We start from the raw sequence: 15,651 nt of genomic DNA on the forward strand, positions 1-15,651 counted from the left end.
AAATCACGTCATATATACAGGATATGAATAATTTATTGTTTTTTTAAACAGTGCTTTAAAAACATTAAATATTATGAAAGCAATGATTTCTATATTCTATTTTCTAATCAAATAGCAAACATGAAAGATTTAAAATATTATCAATATGTTATTACTATTTTTACAGTATGCTCTTAATCTATTTCTCTATTAAATAGGAGCAATTAACATGTTGTTTAATATATAAATTCTAACATTCCTTCTATAACAAAAGTTGCAAACTTTCAAAAACTTATAAAATCAAAAGGATCAAAATGATCATAAAGAAATCAAAACACAAAGGATCTCAACTTTAACATATGTTAATTGTCAGGCTGTTATTAAATGAGAGCACAAAAAGCTTCTTTTAAAATACATATACCTGCATTTGGTTTTGTCGCGTCATTTGATAATATTTGCCTCCATCGACGTGCCCCACCCCGCCCATGAAATAAACCAATCATGTGACGAGTCACATGAGAAAGCCGCCCCCCCGATGCAATATGTCGAGCAGCATAATCACACATAACCTCAATAAGATCACTCTCACTCAGATTATTTTGCGCCTTATCATAGAGTTCAAAATCAATATGTTTTAACAAAGCTGGATCATGGTAAACTTGACGACCAAGCATGACAGCATCACAAAAAGTTAAGTGTTCTTTGATCTCATCAATCGATTTAATTCCACCATTTATCCCAATGAATTTATGAGGATATTTACGTTTTAATCTATAAACCCTTTCATAATTAAGGGGCGGAATATTGCGATTTTCTTTCGGACTCAATCCTTGCAGCCATGCCTTGCGTGCATGTATCCAGAGCGCATCACATCCAGCATTCCAAACCTGATTAGCCAAAAGATCTAACGCCAACTCTTCATCTTGTTCGTCCACTCCAATCCGACATTTGACAGTTACTGGTATAGTAACTTCTCGTTTCATCGCTTCCACGGCATTTGCCACAATGTCTGGATGTAGCATCAAACAAGCCCCAAAGACACCTGCTTGAACACGATTTGATGGACAACCGACATTGAGATTTATTTCGTTGTAGCCAAAATCTTCAGCAATTCTTGCAGCTTCTGCTAACTTTTTTGGATCCGCCCCCCCTAATTGTAATGCAACTGGACATTCTTTATCGCTAAAAGCCAACAATTGTTCGCGAACACCATGAATGACAGCATCTGCTACCATCATTTCCGTATAAAGGAGTGCTTTTTTCGTTAAAAGACGATAAAAAAACCTGCAATGTCGGTCTGTCCAGTCCAACATTGGTGCTACTGCAAATTTTACAGGCGATGGAAGGTTGTAAAATGTCATGAGGGTATTACTCTCATATCCCTATAGCTCTCTCTTTATACATAGAAAAATACTTACTTTTAGTTTACGGAAAATTTTATTCTCTTATACTATCATGAGTATAATAACAGCCCATTATCTTCAATTGTTATAAAGGTTTACTACAATCAATCATGATAAAACACAATATGGCATTTCTCACAGATTACTGTTTAGGTATATAAACATGAAAAAAATTTTCACTATAATATAAAAAACTCATTTACAAGTTCTTCTTACGCTCATCAAGCCTCTATCCTTACATGATTTAGCACAGCGTTTAAGATAATAAACGATAAACTAAAACATTGTACAATTTTTCATAATAGATTTAATTTTCTTTAGATTTTTTTAAATTATTGTGCAAATAAACGCTACAGAAGATGCTTTTATCTTCTCCTCAAGAAAGAACAAAAATCCTTATTTTACACGCATATAATTATAAATCATTTTTTCTCAATGAGTAATTCTTGGTAACATTCTTGGATTTCACTTTATAAGATAGATAAATTTTATCCTAAATATTCTATCTAATTTGCCATTTTATGATTCTTGCAAAAAAAACTAAAATTAGGGTATAGACAATCATTGTCTTTTTAAAATGTATGACTGACACCAGTATTTCTTGAAGAAAATATTTTACAATATTGCAGATAAAATCTGTAAAATGAAATGATCATAAAGGTTATTCAGTCTCTTGTTGGCTTTGCATATAGGAAGAAAGAGTATCAACCTCTTGCTCATTAAATAGGAGACCAAGTTTTGAACGACGCCATAACACATCTTCACATACTTTAGCCCATTCTTTTTCCATCAACCATTTTACTTCTACTTCATAAAGCCCATGTCCAAAATTTTTTCCTCTATTTTCCTTACCATGTGCAAATATCACTAATGCTTCCGTACCATAGGAGCGTGCAAGTCTGCGATGTGTAAAAGCATCTAAATCTGGCATCAAAAGAGCAATCTTATTTTCGATTATATCTAATTGATTATAGGGAAAATCGCCCCCTGGAAGTACTGTCTTAGCCGTCCATGATGCTCCCTTTTTACCAAGCGCTTTTTCAACAAATTTCATCGCATCTTCAGCCAACTTACGATAAGTTGTAATCTTTCCACCATAAAGATTAAGAATCTTTGGTGTTGTTCCTGTTCCCATTTCTTTTAAAACATAATCGCGCGTAATTTCTTGTGCTTTTGAAGCTCCATCATCATAGAGTGGACGAACTCCAGAGTAAGACCAGACTATTGTTTCAGGCAATACTGGTTGTATGAAATATTCACTAGCTGCTGCACAAATGTAATCAATTTCTGTATCAGTAATATGAACGTCAGCCGGATCTCCTTGATAATTACAATCTGTTGTTCCAAGCAAGGTAAATTCTTCTTGATACGGAATAGCAAATATAATACGCCCATCACCATTTTGAAAAATATAAGCACGATCATGAGTATAAAGCTTGGGAACCAAAATATGAGAACCTCTAACAAGTCGTACTGGTGGATGTTCATTATAGTCTAATATGCTTGCCAAAACATGATCAATCCAAGGTCCTGTCATATTCGCGACATAAGAAGCTGTGACACTATATTTTTTGCTACTTAACTTGTCTTGAAGAACGATACGCCATTTATTGTCTTCTTTTTTTAAAGAGAGAACTTCTGTTCGTACTTTTATATCAGCGCCCCATTTTTCTGCATCACGAGCATTGCCAATAACTAAACGCGCATCATCTACTCTTGCATCAGAATATTCAAAACCTCTCTGATATTCTTTCTTCAGTGTAGAGCGAAATTTTTTTGAAAAATTAATTGTTTTACTGCGCCATAATTTCTGATTCCAATTCCCTAAATAATCATAAATAAAAAGTCCAAAACGCAACATCCAAGCAGGGCGCAATTCTTTATGATAAGGAAGAAGAAAACGCAAAGGACGCACAATATGTGGAGCCATACGTAAAATGATCTCGCGTTCTTTCAATGCTTCACGAACAAGCTTGAACTCATAATGTTCAAGATAACGAAGCCCGCCATGAATAAGCTTTGTTGACGCACTTGAGGTCCCAGATGCAAGATCGTTCATTTCAGCCAATCCCACTTTAAATCCGCGTCCTGCTGCATCCCTTGCCAATCCACACCCGTTTATCCCTCCCCCAATGATAAACAGTTCATAATGTGTTGTGGTTTTCATAATTTCACTTTTCATTATTTAAGTTTGTTTCTCAGTACTCAATAAAGCAATAGGAAAAAATAATACAAGGGTTCTTCATTGTATTATCAACGTACTTTTTCCTAAAATAAACACGCACAAAAAGCTTTTGATACCCTTATACATCAAAACAACATTTGACAAATTAAAGAGAATTTTTTTATCTTTTACAAAAAATATCCTTGCCAAGCCAAGGTTCATCATATGAAGTCTTTTTAGAGAAAAATTGATGTTTTTTCTCACTCTTAAATACACACTATAGCTAAATGCTTTATTGCACATAGATAACGCTTTTCATATAGTTCACTCAATGACACACTAGGAAATGTGAAGGTACACAGATGACTCATCACTCTCAAAATTCGAAAATAACACCTCTTTCAAAAATTTTAGTCCCAGTTATGTCGAGTATTTTAATCTTTTTACCTTCTTTATCAAACGCAACATCACACTCAAAAACAGCAAATCATTTAAGCTTAGAAAAGCTTAAAACACAACTTTTGGAAGATTCTAGCTTTTTATCTAAGCTTAAAGAAAAAATGATACCACATACTGATTCTCATCATATTCAACAAATTGTCAGAGAGTACCTTCTTACTCATCCAGAAATTCTGATTGAAATGCAGCTTATTCTTCAAGATAAGCTGGAAAAACAGAATGAATACGAAAACAAAATACAAACTTCTGTCATCCATTTATTAGAAAAAGAAATTTTTCATTCTCCTCATGACGCCATTTTGGGAAACCCAAATGGTAAAAAAGTGCTTGTCAATTTTTTTGATTACAACTGTGGGTATTGTAAAAGTTCCTATTCACATATAGAAGACTTGATAAAAGAATATCCAGATTTAAAGGTTATTATTAAGGATTTACCAATTTTAAGCTCTGATTCTATGGCAGCCCATACTGTTGCCTACGCATTTCGAAAACAATTTCCAGAGAAATATCCTCAGTTTCACAAAACGCTTTTAATGTATCAGGGTCGCGCAAATGAAGCTAAAGCTATTAAAATAGCTGTTTCATTAGGAGCAGATGAAAAAAAACTACATAATGCAATAAAAGATCCCACTCTACAAAACGCTTTTAAAGAAAATATCCAAATTGCCTCTAAACTTCATATTACGGGAACACCTTCTTACATCATTGGTAATAAAATATTCATTGGCGCAGCCAGACAAGATACTCTAAAACAAGCGATAGACAATACACGGTGAATACCTAATTAGTTTTAGGAAGAATACTATAAGTGAGGTAATTTTATGCTTTCTCTTTTTTGATAACAGGCTTATAAGTGCAATTTTGCGTAAAGCAGATACGAGTTTTAAATTGCAAAGTATAATGATTTAAAGGAAATAAAAATCTTTAAAGCCTCAAAAGATGTCATCCCTAATCTAGAGATATTCGGTCATAAAATGAGATAATGACGATCTTCATTGATCAAGGAGTTAGAAATAAAATGGCAACAAAAAAAATGGATTCGGCAAAAACCGCAATTGATACGAAAATTATTCGTGATCTTGCTGAAATTTTGAATGATACCAATTTAACGAACATTGAAGTTGAACAAGGGGAGCTTCGTATTTGTGTCTCACGCCAAAATACCTTAACTTCTTCTGAGCAAGCAATCTATGCTCCTGTTTCTACTCCTACTTTTTCTGTAACATCTTCTCCAGTCCCAACAACTGAATCTCCTATACAATCTATCCAAGAAGATAAATCAAAAAACACAATAACCTCTCCGATGGTTGGAACAGCTTATCTTGCACCTTCACCAGGTGCACAACCTTTTGTAGAAGTAGGACAAAATGTTTCTGAAGGAGAGACATTACTTATTATTGAAGCCATGAAAACAATGAATCAAATTTCATCACCACGCTCAGGCACGGTAACCACTGTTCTTGTCAAAGATGGCCAACCTGTTGAATTTGGTGAACCACTTATTATTGTTGAATAAAGCGAGGGGCAACCATGATTCGAAAAATCCTCATTGCTAATCGGGGAGAAATTGCTCTTCGCGTTTTACGTGCATGTAAAGAACTTGGCATAAAAACCGTGGCTGTTCACTCTACCGCTGATGCAGATGCAATGCATGTTCGTCTTGCTGACGAAAGTGTTTGTATTGGCCCTCCTCCCGCTCGCGATTCTTATTTGAGTATTCAGCAAATTATTGCTGCTTGTGAAATTACAGGAGCTGATGCTGTTCATCCAGGTTATGGCTTTCTTTCTGAAAATGCAAAATTTGCAGATGTTCTAGAAGCCCATGATATTACATTCATCGGTCCAACAGCTACTCATATCCGAATCATGGGCGATAAAATCGAAGCAAAGAAAACCGCCAAAAAACTTGGTATTCCTGTAGTTCCCGGTTCAGATGGAGCAGTCACTGAAGAATCTGATGCTTTACGCACCGCTCGTGAAATTGGTTATCCCGTTATTATCAAAGCTTCTGCCGGTGGTGGCGGACGTGGTATGAAAGTCGTTCATTCTGAACAAGAATTTTCTATAGCTCTCAAAACAACGCGTTCAGAAGCGAAAGCTGCTTTTGGTGATGACGCTGTTTACATAGAGAAATATTTAGAAAAACCCCGTCATATCGAAATTCAAGTCATAGGTGATGGTGCGGGAAATGCTATTCATTTAGGAGAACGCGATTGTTCACTGCAACGACGGCATCAAAAAGTATGGGAAGAAGCTACATCACCTGCACTTAGTGAAACTGAACGAAAAAAAATTGGTAGTATTGTTGCAAATGCCTGTGCCCAACTTGGATATCGTGGAGCTGGTACTATTGAATTTCTTTATGAAAATGGCGAATTTTATTTTATCGAAATGAATACGCGTTTACAAGTCGAACATCCTGTAACTGAAGCAATTACAGGTATAGATTTAGTCCATGAACAAATCCATATTGCATCAGGCTGCAAGCTTTCAGTGACACAAGATGATGTCTGTTTTTCTGGTCATGCCATTGAATGCCGTATTAATGCAGAAGATCCTATTAACTTTACGCCATCACCTGGAACCATTACACATTTTCATACACCTGGAGGTTTAGGGATTCGTGTTGATTCAGGTGCTTATTCAGGTTACCGTATCCCTCCTTATTATGATAGTATGATTGGAAAACTGATTGTTCATGGGCGTACCCGTTTAGAATGTATGATGCGTTTACGGCGTGCTTTAGATGAATTTGTCGTGGATGGAATAAAAACTACACTACCTCTTTTTCGCGATCTTATTAATAATCAAGATGTTGCTGATGGTAATTATAATATTCACTGGCTAGAAAAATACCTTTCTCATCAATCAAAGTCTTCAGATTCGTAATTCGATAGCAAAATGTTGATATCTTATAAAAGAGTCTATAAGATATCAACATAAGGATAATTCCAATCTTGCTGTAAAAAGTGGTAAAAGAGGAAATAAGTTGGTTATTTTTTTATTTGTTATATAGTTTTCTTTTAATATGTACAAAATTTGATAATTTTCTGTTTTCCTTTTTGTGAGTTTGTGCTAACTCCTACGTGGTTACGCCCTTATAGCTCAGTTGGTAGAGCACCTGATTTGTAATCAGGGGGTCGGGAGTTCGAGTCTCTCTGGGGGCACCATATGATTTTTTAATTACGTGTAGCTTATTCATTTTCCGATCCTTTTTAAATTCAGGAGAAGGTAGAGCTAAACGTGAATTTATAAAACGTATTATTTTATCAAACTTCTTTTTTAATGCTTTAAATTCAACTAATTCCTATTAAGAAAATATGTTAGAGTTTAAGTTTCTAATGAATATACTAACAACTCCGTAACATTGGCAAAATTATCCGGTGAGCCATTATTAAGAATCAGAAAGTTTTTTGTAAAGTTCTTACCACAAACATTTTCTTCAATAAAACCACCTAATGCATCAGCCTTAAAGTCTTTTAAAGCTTTAATCGGATAAGGAGTATGATTATAAAATACATGCGTTTCATTTATTAAAGCAATTTTTTTCTTTTAAAAGATTATAGCCTTCTATTTAACAGCGTTTTTTGCTGTAAAACTCAAATTATCTGTCTGCTCAACTAAAAGAACTTTATTGTTTAGCTTTTGTGCTTTTTTCAAAGAGATGTGGGCTTTCAAGAATAAGCTTTTCTCGTGCTTTTTGTAACTGTTTAATGACTTCATCAATCTTTGAAGGAGAACAAAAAGATTCTTGGCTATTCAACAAATGCAGCCTCTCCTTTCCCTCATATAAACATTGCATCTGAGATTGAAGTATTCTAACTTCTTGAAAAAAAAGACGTCCTGTTTCCTTAAAACCATTGTTAAGTGCAAAAAGTTGATCGGAAATGGATAGCAGAATTTGTTTTAAAAAACGCTCATTTTCTTGGCGTTTACGATATTCTAAAATAAGAGCATGGCTTATCTCATCTAACTGTTTTTTTGTAGAATCAATTTGACGCAATAAATTTGGTTTTTCCCCCATATCACCTTTTCTCACCTTCACAAGCATAGCATGAATATCTAACAACTTAATTGCGGAATGAGATAAATAATCAACAACTGTAGGCGTATTAACATAGCGTTTCCGTGCAATCATCACAAACTCACCTAATGACTGTTTTTTACATTCATCCCGCTATTTATTTTCCATTTTACAAAGCCATTCTAAAGAAAGTGCTAAAAAATATTACCTCCAATGCATTATTCGATGTCCCCTTCTCTCTTTTCACTATCAACGTGGAATCCGTGGAGAGAGAAAACGTACAGGTGTATAAAGGATAAGATGTGTTGTTTTCTCCAACACACTACTACCATCAGCAAGAAGAGCTTGACTAGGTGACAATTCTGTACCTTGCATAATTGTGGAAGCCAAAGAACCTTCTCGAGAAAGAGCCATCAACGTTGGTGAAGATGCAAAGACATTGTGTGCTCCCCCATCCACATGAGAGAAATCAAGAACAGCTATTCCATTTTTACGCAACATTTCAATATCTGAGCCATCGCCCACACGATGATGTCCACCCGTAAGACGTCCTGAAACCGCGAGAGCTTTATCCGCTCTAGATACTAAAATAGCTGTTGGCTGCGGGAGTTTTTTTATATCATTAAGTTGGCGCTCAAATACATCAACATCAATGTCTGGTGCCGCCATTAATAAACTTGTAATACGACGAATAGGCTTATATTTTTTCTGTAAGGCTAAAGTTCTAAATGCTTCCATTATAACAAAATTGCCCATAGAATGCGCAATAACCGAAATCTGATCAGCATTGGTTTCACTAATAAGTGTTAAAAGCTCTATCAATCCATCACGGGCAAAATTAGCACTGTCACGATCATAAATATAAAGAGGAACAGATCCGGCAGAAGGCCAAGAATAATGCACAGCGACAACATTTAAAGAATAATCGTGTGTAAACTGTGCTGTACGAAATGTACCATCTGCAAAATTATTATTATACCCATGGATAAAAAGAAAAATTTCTCTTTTTCCTTTTGGCTTTTTTTCTAAAGCAGCATTTAATTGCTGTTTAAACTGTTCTTTATTATCGTATTTTTGCAATGCTACTGCTGCAAAATACTTATCATGCGTAGGTTTATAGGCATTTATTTCAACAACTCCCTTTGTATGTTGCTGAGGAATTCCTACGTCAACGCGATTGTAATGTACTTTATTTGATCGCTCTGCACCATAAGGTTGAGCGTAATTATTTTGCATCATACGACTTGTTGCAACATACACTGGAATGATGGCTTTTGGAGAAACCGGGTTCTCTTCAACTTCTCTTTCTACTGCAGTCATAGAAGGAGTTGCATGCACTCCATGCCAAAGCACAGCGCGTGAATCACTACATGCTGACAATAAAGAAATACAAATAAGAAGTGTTAAATATCTCAAAATCATTATACTTCTCACTGCAACTTTACCCCCACCCTATAAAAATATAACATTTCAAATGCACAGATAAAGTAATAAAAAATGAAACATTATTAGCAACACATCAACAAATAACATACAAAAAAGATTTTTCTATAATGCGCATAAATCCCCTCTCTCTACATAACTTCATCTCATTACAGGGACTCACCGCTAACTGGTGCGGTCGAGAAGACTCGAACTTCCACGGGTTGCCCCACAGCGACCTCAACGCTGCGCGTCTACCAATTCCGCCACGACCGCACGTGGGAAGAAAAACATTCTGGTTTTTAGCCTTTAACAAATCATAAAGAAAGGTACAAGCCAATTTTCTCTTTCTCATAATTTATTTTTATCCGGACGATTTATAACTTAATAGAGATTACTAAAAATATCGACTTTACTACGATCTTTGAATCATCATCATAAAGTGTGCTTGTGCAGCTTGATCTTTTTCATAATAACCATGAAAGTTTTTTGTAATTGTTGTAGAGCCCTGTTTTTGGATTCCTCTCATAGCCATACACATGTGCTCCGCCTCAATCAATACTGCTACACCATGAGGCTTCAGATACGTTTTTAACGCGTGAGCCACTTGCGCTGTCATAGCTTCTTGTGTTTGTAAACGACGAGAAAAAATATCTACAACACGCACAATTTTTGAAAGGCCAACAATTTTTTCATTAGGAAGATATGCTATATGTGCTTTCCCAATAATTGGGATCATATGATGCTCACAGTGTGAATAAAAAGGTATATTTTTTACGATTACGGCTTCATTATATCCTGAAACCTCTTCAAAAACTGTACCTAAGGTTTCTTTAACCGATTGACTATAACCACTAAAAAGCTCGCGATATGCCTTGGCTATACGTCTTGGAGTATCTAAAAGCCCTTCTCTATTTGGATTTTCCCCTATCCATAAGAGTAATGTACGAATCGCTTCTTCCACCTCTTCAATACTCGGACGCTTTTCTTCAGATAAAAAAGAATCCTTCGCGTCTTCTTTAACAACATTACGCATTCAAAAACTCCAAGCTTACTCTATACAAAGCATTTGCTCCATACCTATTTCATTTTGTATAATCTCTATATAAGCGAATTAAAAGTTTAAACAATCACGACTCTCAAAATTTCAGGCAATAGCGCATGATTGATAATATCTATAATGATAAAATACTTAAATATGCTGCACATATAGGAAAAATTGGGCGTCTTAATAATCCTGATGCAACATCAAAAAAACATGCACACCTTTGTGGTTCGACAATCACTGTAGATTTAAAAGTGGAAAATGGTATTATTACGGATTTTGCCCATGAAATACACGCATGTGTGCTAGGGCAAGCATCGGCTTCACTTTTAGCATCTCATATCATCGGACAAACAACACAAGATCTTAAAATATTGCGTGAAGTTATTTATCAAATGCTAACGCAAAATGGTCCTTCTCCTCAAGCTGCATTTAAGGATTTTTCTTGCTTACAGCCCATTAAAGATTATAAAATGCGCCATGCAGCAACACTACTACCCTTTGATGCAACGATAGACTGCATTCAAAAAATTGAAGAAAAATAAATGTTCAAATCACAATCTCGACAAAAAAAATTGACTCGAAATTACACAGGCAATTGGCAAAAAACACCTGGACGATTATTGGGTATTTTCTTAATACGTTTCTATCAAATAACACTTTCAAATCTTATAGGCAATCAATGTCGCCATGCCCCGACTTGTTCAGAATATACATATGAAGCGATTGCACGCCATGGGCTTTGGGCTGGTGCATGGATGGGACTCTTTCGTATCATACGTTGTGGGCCCTTTGGAACAGATGGCTTTGACCCAGTACCTATTTCTCTTGGAAATTCTTGCTGTTTTTATAAACCTTGGCGTTACTGGAAAATTTCTGACAAACACAACAAATAATCCTTTTCTTTTTTCGTATGTATTGATAAAAAATCAGTCTATAAGCTTTTTACTCAATTTTCACGAAACCATCCGCAATCGTTAGCGGAATTGGATTAAAAGGGTGTTTTTATGTCTTGCTCTGTTTCTCTTTCTTTTCCTGATGGTTCAAAACGTAATTACCCCTCCGAAATGACTGGTTTGGAATTAGCAGAATCCATTTCTAAATCACTCGCAAAAAAAGCTGTCGCCTATAGGCTTGATGGTATCACGCGAGACTTATCGGATTCATTGGAACAATCTGGTCAAGTAGAGATTATTACCCGAGAAGATTCACGCGCTCTTGAACTCATAAGGCATGACTGCGCCCATGTCCTTGCTGAAGCAGTGCAAGAACTCTTTCCTGAAACGCAAGTAACAATAGGTCCTGTCATTGAGAATGGATTCTATTATGATTTTGCACGCCAACAACCTTTTACATTAGATGATCTCACCGTCATTGAAAAGAAAATGCGTGAAATTATCCAACGCAATAAACCTTTCAGAAAAGAAATTTGGTCTCGTGAAAAAGCGAGAAAAATTTTTTCTGAGAAAAAGGAATTTTATAAAGTTGAACTTATTGATAGCATTCCTGAAAATCAAGATTTAAAAATTTATTATCAAGGAAAATGGTTTGATCTTTGCCGCGGACCGCACATGCAATCTACAGGGCAAATTGGGAATGCTTTCAAATTAATGAAAGTCGCAGGAGCTTATTGGCGTGGCGATGCCAATAATCCAATGCTCACAAGAATTTATGGAACAGCATTTGCAAATGAAAATGACTTAAAAGCCTACCTCCATATGCTAGAAGAAGCTGAAAAACGTGATCATCGCCGCTTGGGACGTGAAATGGACTTATTTCATTTTCAAGAAGAAGGGCCAGGAATGATTTTTTGGCACAAAAAAGGTTGGAAAATGTTCCAAAATTTGATCAACTATATGCGTAGACGCCTTGATGATCATCAATACGCTGAAGTTAATGCACCACAAGTTCTCGATAGGTCACTCTGGGAAATATCTGGCCATTGGGGCTGGTATAAGGAGAATATGTTCAAAGTAATTCCAGCAGCGGAAGATTCAGATCGTGGGAATATTTATGCCCTTAAACCAATGAATTGCCCTGGTCATGTGCAAATTTTTAAACATGGTTTAAAATCTTATCGTGATTTGCCTATTAGACTTGCTGAATTTGGACTTGTTCATCGTTATGAGCCTTCGGGCTCTTTACATGGTCTTATGCGTGTGCGTGGTTTTACGCAAGATGATGCACATATTTTTTGTACTGATGAACAATTAGCCGATGAATGTCTCAGTATTAATGATCTTATTTTATCAACTTATGCTGATTTTGGTTTTAAAGAAATTAGTCTTAAGCTTTCAACACGTCCAGAAAAACGAGTTGGGTCTGATGCATTATGGGATCATGCAGAAAGTATCATGGAATCTGTCCTTAAAACGATTGAAACAAAATTTGCAGGACAAATCAAAACAAGCATCCTTCCAGGTGAAGGAGCATTTTATGGTCCAAAATTTGAATATACATTAAAGGATGCTATCGGTCGTGAATGGCAATGTGGAACAACACAAATAGACTTTAATCTCCCCGAACGTTTTGGTGCATTCTATATTGATAAAGATTCAGAAAAACGTCAACCTGTTATGATCCACCGTGCTATCTTTGGATCAATGGAGCGTTTTCTTGGTATATTAATCGAAAATTTTGCTGGACATATGCCACTTTGGCTTGCTCCTGAACAAGTTGTTGTTGCAACAATTACGTCCGAAGCAAATGAATATGCCCAAAAAATAACAGCAAAACTTAGAGCTATTGGACTTTCCGCAACAACAGATCTCCGCAATGAAAAAATTAACTATAAAATACGAGAACATTCTTTACAAAAAGTCCCCGTAATTTTGGTATGTGGTAAACGTGAAGCTGAAACAAACAGCGTAAATATGCGCCGTTTAGGAAGTACGAATAAAACCCTTTTATCTGTAGAAGATGTGATTAAACAACTCTCAAATGAGGCAACACCTCCGGATTTGCAACGTGTAATAAATGCATAACATCGCAGAAGGTGGTAATACGTTAATTTTTTACTATAAATCTTCAAATTTTGTACAAAATGAGAGGGTTTGATATTATAGTGTGTTTTGGTTTCATGCACAGTTACCTATAACCAGAAAGAATCACGTGATCACTCTCTACAAGGTAGATTGATGAAAAAAATCAATGTAAGCTATGAGCTTTTTTAATGCAAAAATCATAGACAATTGAATATTAATAATAACATTAATCTTTTACCTTTATAATGAAAAGATGGTGCTATTATTATGGATAGATCATTACGATAATTATAGCAACATCAAGCAAGAAGGCTGAAAACAAGATTATATTTATTAATAAAAAATATGTAAAATTAGCTGAACAATGATATGTCTTATTCGTAAGATAAGCTCTTATAAAAAGACAAGATATTGATTTATAATGATAATATATCTTTATTCATATTAAATAAGGTTTCGAATATCATAGGATTGTCTCATTTTAGATATATTTATGTTGAATCTATCAAAATTATTTTTTGGCACGAGACAAGCGGAATGAGTGTGTGGTTAAAAATTATTGAGAAAGGACTTTTAAAATGCCCACAATGAACCGCCTAAAGTGCTAAGGATTGTTGCAATCATTGAGGGTAGGCTAAACTATAATGCTGATGCCGACTTGCTCCTTCATAAATGTAAAAATAACAGTACTCAACGGGTTTACCATTATATCATTCACGAGAAATCATGGTGAAATAAGCTTAAGAAGCCTTAAGAAACATCTCTTTAAAACAAGCAGATGAATTGGTGAATCAATGGCATTCTACATCCTGCAATCTACACTGATGAGATATTGCATTAGCTTTCATAAAGTCAAATCAGAGAAAAATGGCAAAACTCAGCGCCTATTCTTTCCCCTCTTCATATTTTACCAAATTAAAAACTCTTATAAAAAACTCGTTAAATATACACATACGATACATTACTACTCGTTAAACGTATAAAACTCTGGGCACACCCATAAAACATCTAAATATCTACGAAACACATTGCTATGCTAGACGCAAGATATTGATTTGTAAAACAATTTCAAAACACATATTTTGCTAAAAAAGCAACACATATAAAACAAAAAACATTATTGCTATCGAGCTCTATCAAGAACACGCTTACATTCAATGAGTTCAAATAGGATTTCTTGCAACAATGCTTTATCAGTTTTATCTTTGTAAAGATTCACAGAACCAACAGATGTTTCTCCTTCATTCCTCATGAAATTCAAAAGCCCAAAAGAAGATTTTTTAGGCTTATTGCTAGCATTTTCAGAAGTTTGTCCTGCATGTTTCTTCTCTATGACCACATTCATAGCATCAAGATCACCATTACCCAATGCAGTCACAAAAGCAACACCATTTTCTTTCAAAAGGCGTTGCACACCTTTTATCGTATAACCCTGATCATATAATAACTGCTTAATACCATTGAGCAAATCAACATCGACCGGACGATAATAGCGCCTTCCTCCCCCACGTTTCATTGGTTTAATCTGCCTAAAACGTGTTTCCCAGAATCTTAACACATGCTGCGGAAGCTCCAATAACTCGGCTACTTCGCTAATTGTGCGAAAAGCATCAGAGCTTTTATCCATTTTGCAACACCTTATTTAAAACAAAATAAATTACTTTACAATGACTCATTCCGTCTCAATTTCTCAACAAGATTAGTCAAAAATAAGACCATCATTGACGACTTACACAACTGTCTTTTTCTAAAAAACAAAGACCTTTATTTTATCGTTTTTTTAACAAATACCAAACATACCATGGCATTCATTTATGAGATATCATTTTTTCTGTCTTGCACGATGCGAATCTAAAATTCTCTGTTTAAGGACATTGGCAGCCTTAAACGTTACAACACGTCGCGGCGGAATAGGTGCTTCAACACCTGTTTTTGGATTACGTCCAACACGTTCATTTTTACTGCGAACCTGAAAAGTTGCAAAAGAGGATAATTTAACCGCTTCACCTCTTACAAGTGAGTTGCAAATCTCATCCAAAACCAATTCGACTAAAGCTGCTGATTCAGTATGTGACAAGCCCACTCTTTTACAAACTACGCTCGCTAAATCTGCACGCGTTACTGTCTTACTTGTCATTATAACCACCTATTAAAATATTAAAAATTACAAA

Annotated in this window: 13 protein-coding genes and 2 tRNA genes; 7 read left to right on the forward strand and 8 right to left on the reverse strand. The window is 35.3% G+C overall.

Features of this window, described 5'->3' with window-relative positions; genetic code table 11:
• Positions 1-359: 359 nt before the first annotated feature.
• Together dusA and glpD are read right to left on the reverse strand one after the other, a co-directional pair.
• Positions 360-1,340, reverse strand: coding sequence for a tRNA dihydrouridine(20/20a) synthase DusA (gene dusA, locus ACFIKH_RS05995; protein WP_375671187.1), 981 nt, complete (start codon positions 1,338-1,340; stop codon positions 360-362).
• 703 nt (positions 1,341-2,043) lie between these two features.
• On the reverse strand, positions 2,044-3,564 hold the full coding sequence (gene glpD / locus ACFIKH_RS06000) for a glycerol-3-phosphate dehydrogenase (RefSeq protein WP_375625736.1): 1,521 nt from the start codon (positions 3,562-3,564) through the stop codon (positions 2,044-2,046).
• A gap of 344 nt (positions 3,565-3,908) precedes the next feature.
• On the opposite strand from glpD, the gene ACFIKH_RS06005 reads away from it, so the two are divergent.
• From ACFIKH_RS06005 to ACFIKH_RS06020, 4 genes are all read left to right on the forward strand, one after another.
• Positions 3,909-4,781 carry a DsbA family protein gene (locus ACFIKH_RS06005; RefSeq protein WP_375625734.1) on the forward strand — a complete coding sequence of 291 codons (873 nt, stop codon included), beginning with the start codon at positions 3,909-3,911 and terminating at the stop codon, positions 4,779-4,781.
• Positions 4,782-5,023: 242 nt separating this feature from the next.
• The gene (gene accB / locus ACFIKH_RS06010) at positions 5,024-5,521 is read left to right on the forward strand and encodes an acetyl-CoA carboxylase biotin carboxyl carrier protein (protein WP_273787930.1); all 498 of its coding nucleotides are present in this window, start codon (positions 5,024-5,026) and stop codon (positions 5,519-5,521) included.
• A 14-nt stretch (positions 5,522-5,535) separates the two neighbouring features.
• On the forward strand, positions 5,536-6,894 hold the full coding sequence (accC, locus tag ACFIKH_RS06015) for an acetyl-CoA carboxylase biotin carboxylase subunit (protein ID WP_375625732.1): 1,359 nt from the start codon (positions 5,536-5,538) through the stop codon (positions 6,892-6,894).
• Between the two features lie 205 nt (positions 6,895-7,099).
• Positions 7,100-7,175: transfer RNA gene (locus ACFIKH_RS06020), tRNA-Thr, on the forward strand.
• Positions 7,176-7,636: 461 nt separating this feature from the next.
• Here the strand turns inward: ACFIKH_RS06020 and ACFIKH_RS06025 are convergent.
• The 4 genes from ACFIKH_RS06025 to folE all read right to left on the reverse strand — a co-directional run bounded on the left by ACFIKH_RS06025 (position 7,637) and on the right by folE (position 10,487).
• Entirely contained in the window at positions 7,637-8,143 is a 507-nt protein-coding gene (locus tag ACFIKH_RS06025) for a hypothetical protein (protein WP_015856440.1), read from the reverse strand.
• 135 nt (positions 8,144-8,278) lie between these two features.
• Positions 8,279-9,451 carry an alpha/beta hydrolase gene (locus ACFIKH_RS06030; RefSeq protein WP_375626487.1) on the reverse strand — a complete coding sequence of 391 codons (1,173 nt, stop codon included), beginning with the start codon at positions 9,449-9,451 and terminating at the stop codon, positions 8,279-8,281.
• A gap of 191 nt (positions 9,452-9,642) precedes the next feature.
• A tRNA-Leu gene (locus ACFIKH_RS06035) sits at positions 9,643-9,727 on the reverse strand.
• Positions 9,728-9,866: 139 nt separating this feature from the next.
• Complete coding sequence (gene folE / locus ACFIKH_RS06040; RefSeq protein WP_375620182.1) at positions 9,867-10,487, reverse strand: GTP cyclohydrolase I FolE; 621 nt, start codon at positions 10,485-10,487, stop codon at positions 9,867-9,869.
• Positions 10,488-10,612: 125 nt separating this feature from the next.
• On the opposite strand from folE, the gene ACFIKH_RS06045 reads away from it, so the two are divergent.
• The 3 genes from ACFIKH_RS06045 to thrS all read left to right on the forward strand — a co-directional run bounded on the left by ACFIKH_RS06045 (position 10,613) and on the right by thrS (position 13,480).
• Positions 10,613-11,041, forward strand: a complete 429-nt coding sequence (locus tag ACFIKH_RS06045) for an iron-sulfur cluster assembly scaffold protein (RefSeq protein WP_375671189.1) — start codon at positions 10,613-10,615, stop codon at positions 11,039-11,041.
• Positions 11,042-11,392, forward strand: a complete 351-nt coding sequence (yidD, locus tag ACFIKH_RS06050) for a membrane protein insertion efficiency factor YidD (RefSeq protein ID WP_375627362.1) — start codon at positions 11,042-11,044, stop codon at positions 11,390-11,392.
• Between the two features lie 111 nt (positions 11,393-11,503).
• Complete coding sequence (thrS, locus tag ACFIKH_RS06055; protein WP_375671191.1) at positions 11,504-13,480, forward strand: threonine--tRNA ligase; 1,977 nt, start codon at positions 11,504-11,506, stop codon at positions 13,478-13,480.
• 1,123 nt (positions 13,481-14,603) lie between these two features.
• Here the strand turns inward: thrS and ACFIKH_RS06060 are convergent.
• Together ACFIKH_RS06060 and ACFIKH_RS06065 are read right to left on the reverse strand one after the other, a co-directional pair.
• On the reverse strand, positions 14,604-15,107 hold the full coding sequence (locus tag ACFIKH_RS06060) for a MerR family transcriptional regulator (protein ID WP_375627360.1): 504 nt from the start codon (positions 15,105-15,107) through the stop codon (positions 14,604-14,606).
• A 195-nt stretch (positions 15,108-15,302) separates the two neighbouring features.
• A complete protein-coding gene (locus ACFIKH_RS06065) occupies positions 15,303-15,617 on the reverse strand; it encodes an integration host factor subunit alpha (protein WP_015856447.1) in 315 nt (104 codons plus the stop codon).
• Between the last annotated feature and the right edge of the window lie 34 nt (positions 15,618-15,651).

This window comes from Bartonella sp. SD1336NMGDW (assembly GCF_042193565.1).
GTDB classification, from domain to species: Bacteria; Pseudomonadota; Alphaproteobacteria; order Rhizobiales; family Rhizobiaceae; genus Bartonella; species Bartonella grahamii.

Bases quoted from the DNA above. Each gene is read 5' to 3' on its own strand.
- ACFIKH_RS06030 (WP_375626487.1), bottom strand. From the start codon at position 9,451: ATGATTTTGAGATATTTAACACTTCTTATTTGTATTTCTTTATTGTCA.
- folE (WP_375620182.1), bottom strand. From the start codon at position 10,487: ATGCGTAATGTTGTTAAAGAAGACGCGAAGGATTCTTTTTTATCTGAA.
- thrS (WP_375671191.1), top strand. From the start codon at position 11,504: ATGTCTTGCTCTGTTTCTCTTTCTTTTCCTGATGGTTCAAAACGTAAT.
- accC (WP_375625732.1), top strand. From the start codon at position 5,536: ATGATTCGAAAAATCCTCATTGCTAATCGGGGAGAAATTGCTCTTCGC.
- dusA (WP_375671187.1), bottom strand. From the start codon at position 1,340: ATGACATTTTACAACCTTCCATCGCCTGTAAAATTTGCAGTAGCACCA.
- ACFIKH_RS06060 (WP_375627360.1), bottom strand. From the start codon at position 15,107: ATGGATAAAAGCTCTGATGCTTTTCGCACAATTAGCGAAGTAGCCGAG.
- glpD (WP_375625736.1), bottom strand. From the start codon at position 3,564: ATGAAAAGTGAAATTATGAAAACCACAACACATTATGAACTGTTTATC.
- accB (WP_273787930.1), top strand. From the start codon at position 5,024: ATGGCAACAAAAAAAATGGATTCGGCAAAAACCGCAATTGATACGAAA.
- ACFIKH_RS06045 (WP_375671189.1), top strand. From the start codon at position 10,613: ATGATTGATAATATCTATAATGATAAAATACTTAAATATGCTGCACAT.
- yidD (WP_375627362.1), top strand. From the start codon at position 11,042: ATGTTCAAATCACAATCTCGACAAAAAAAATTGACTCGAAATTACACA.
- ACFIKH_RS06005 (WP_375625734.1), top strand. From the start codon at position 3,909: ATGACTCATCACTCTCAAAATTCGAAAATAACACCTCTTTCAAAAATT.
- ACFIKH_RS06065 (WP_015856447.1), bottom strand. From the start codon at position 15,617: ATGACAAGTAAGACAGTAACGCGTGCAGATTTAGCGAGCGTAGTTTGT.
- ACFIKH_RS06025 (WP_015856440.1), bottom strand. From the start codon at position 8,143: ATGATTGCACGGAAACGCTATGTTAATACGCCTACAGTTGTTGATTAT.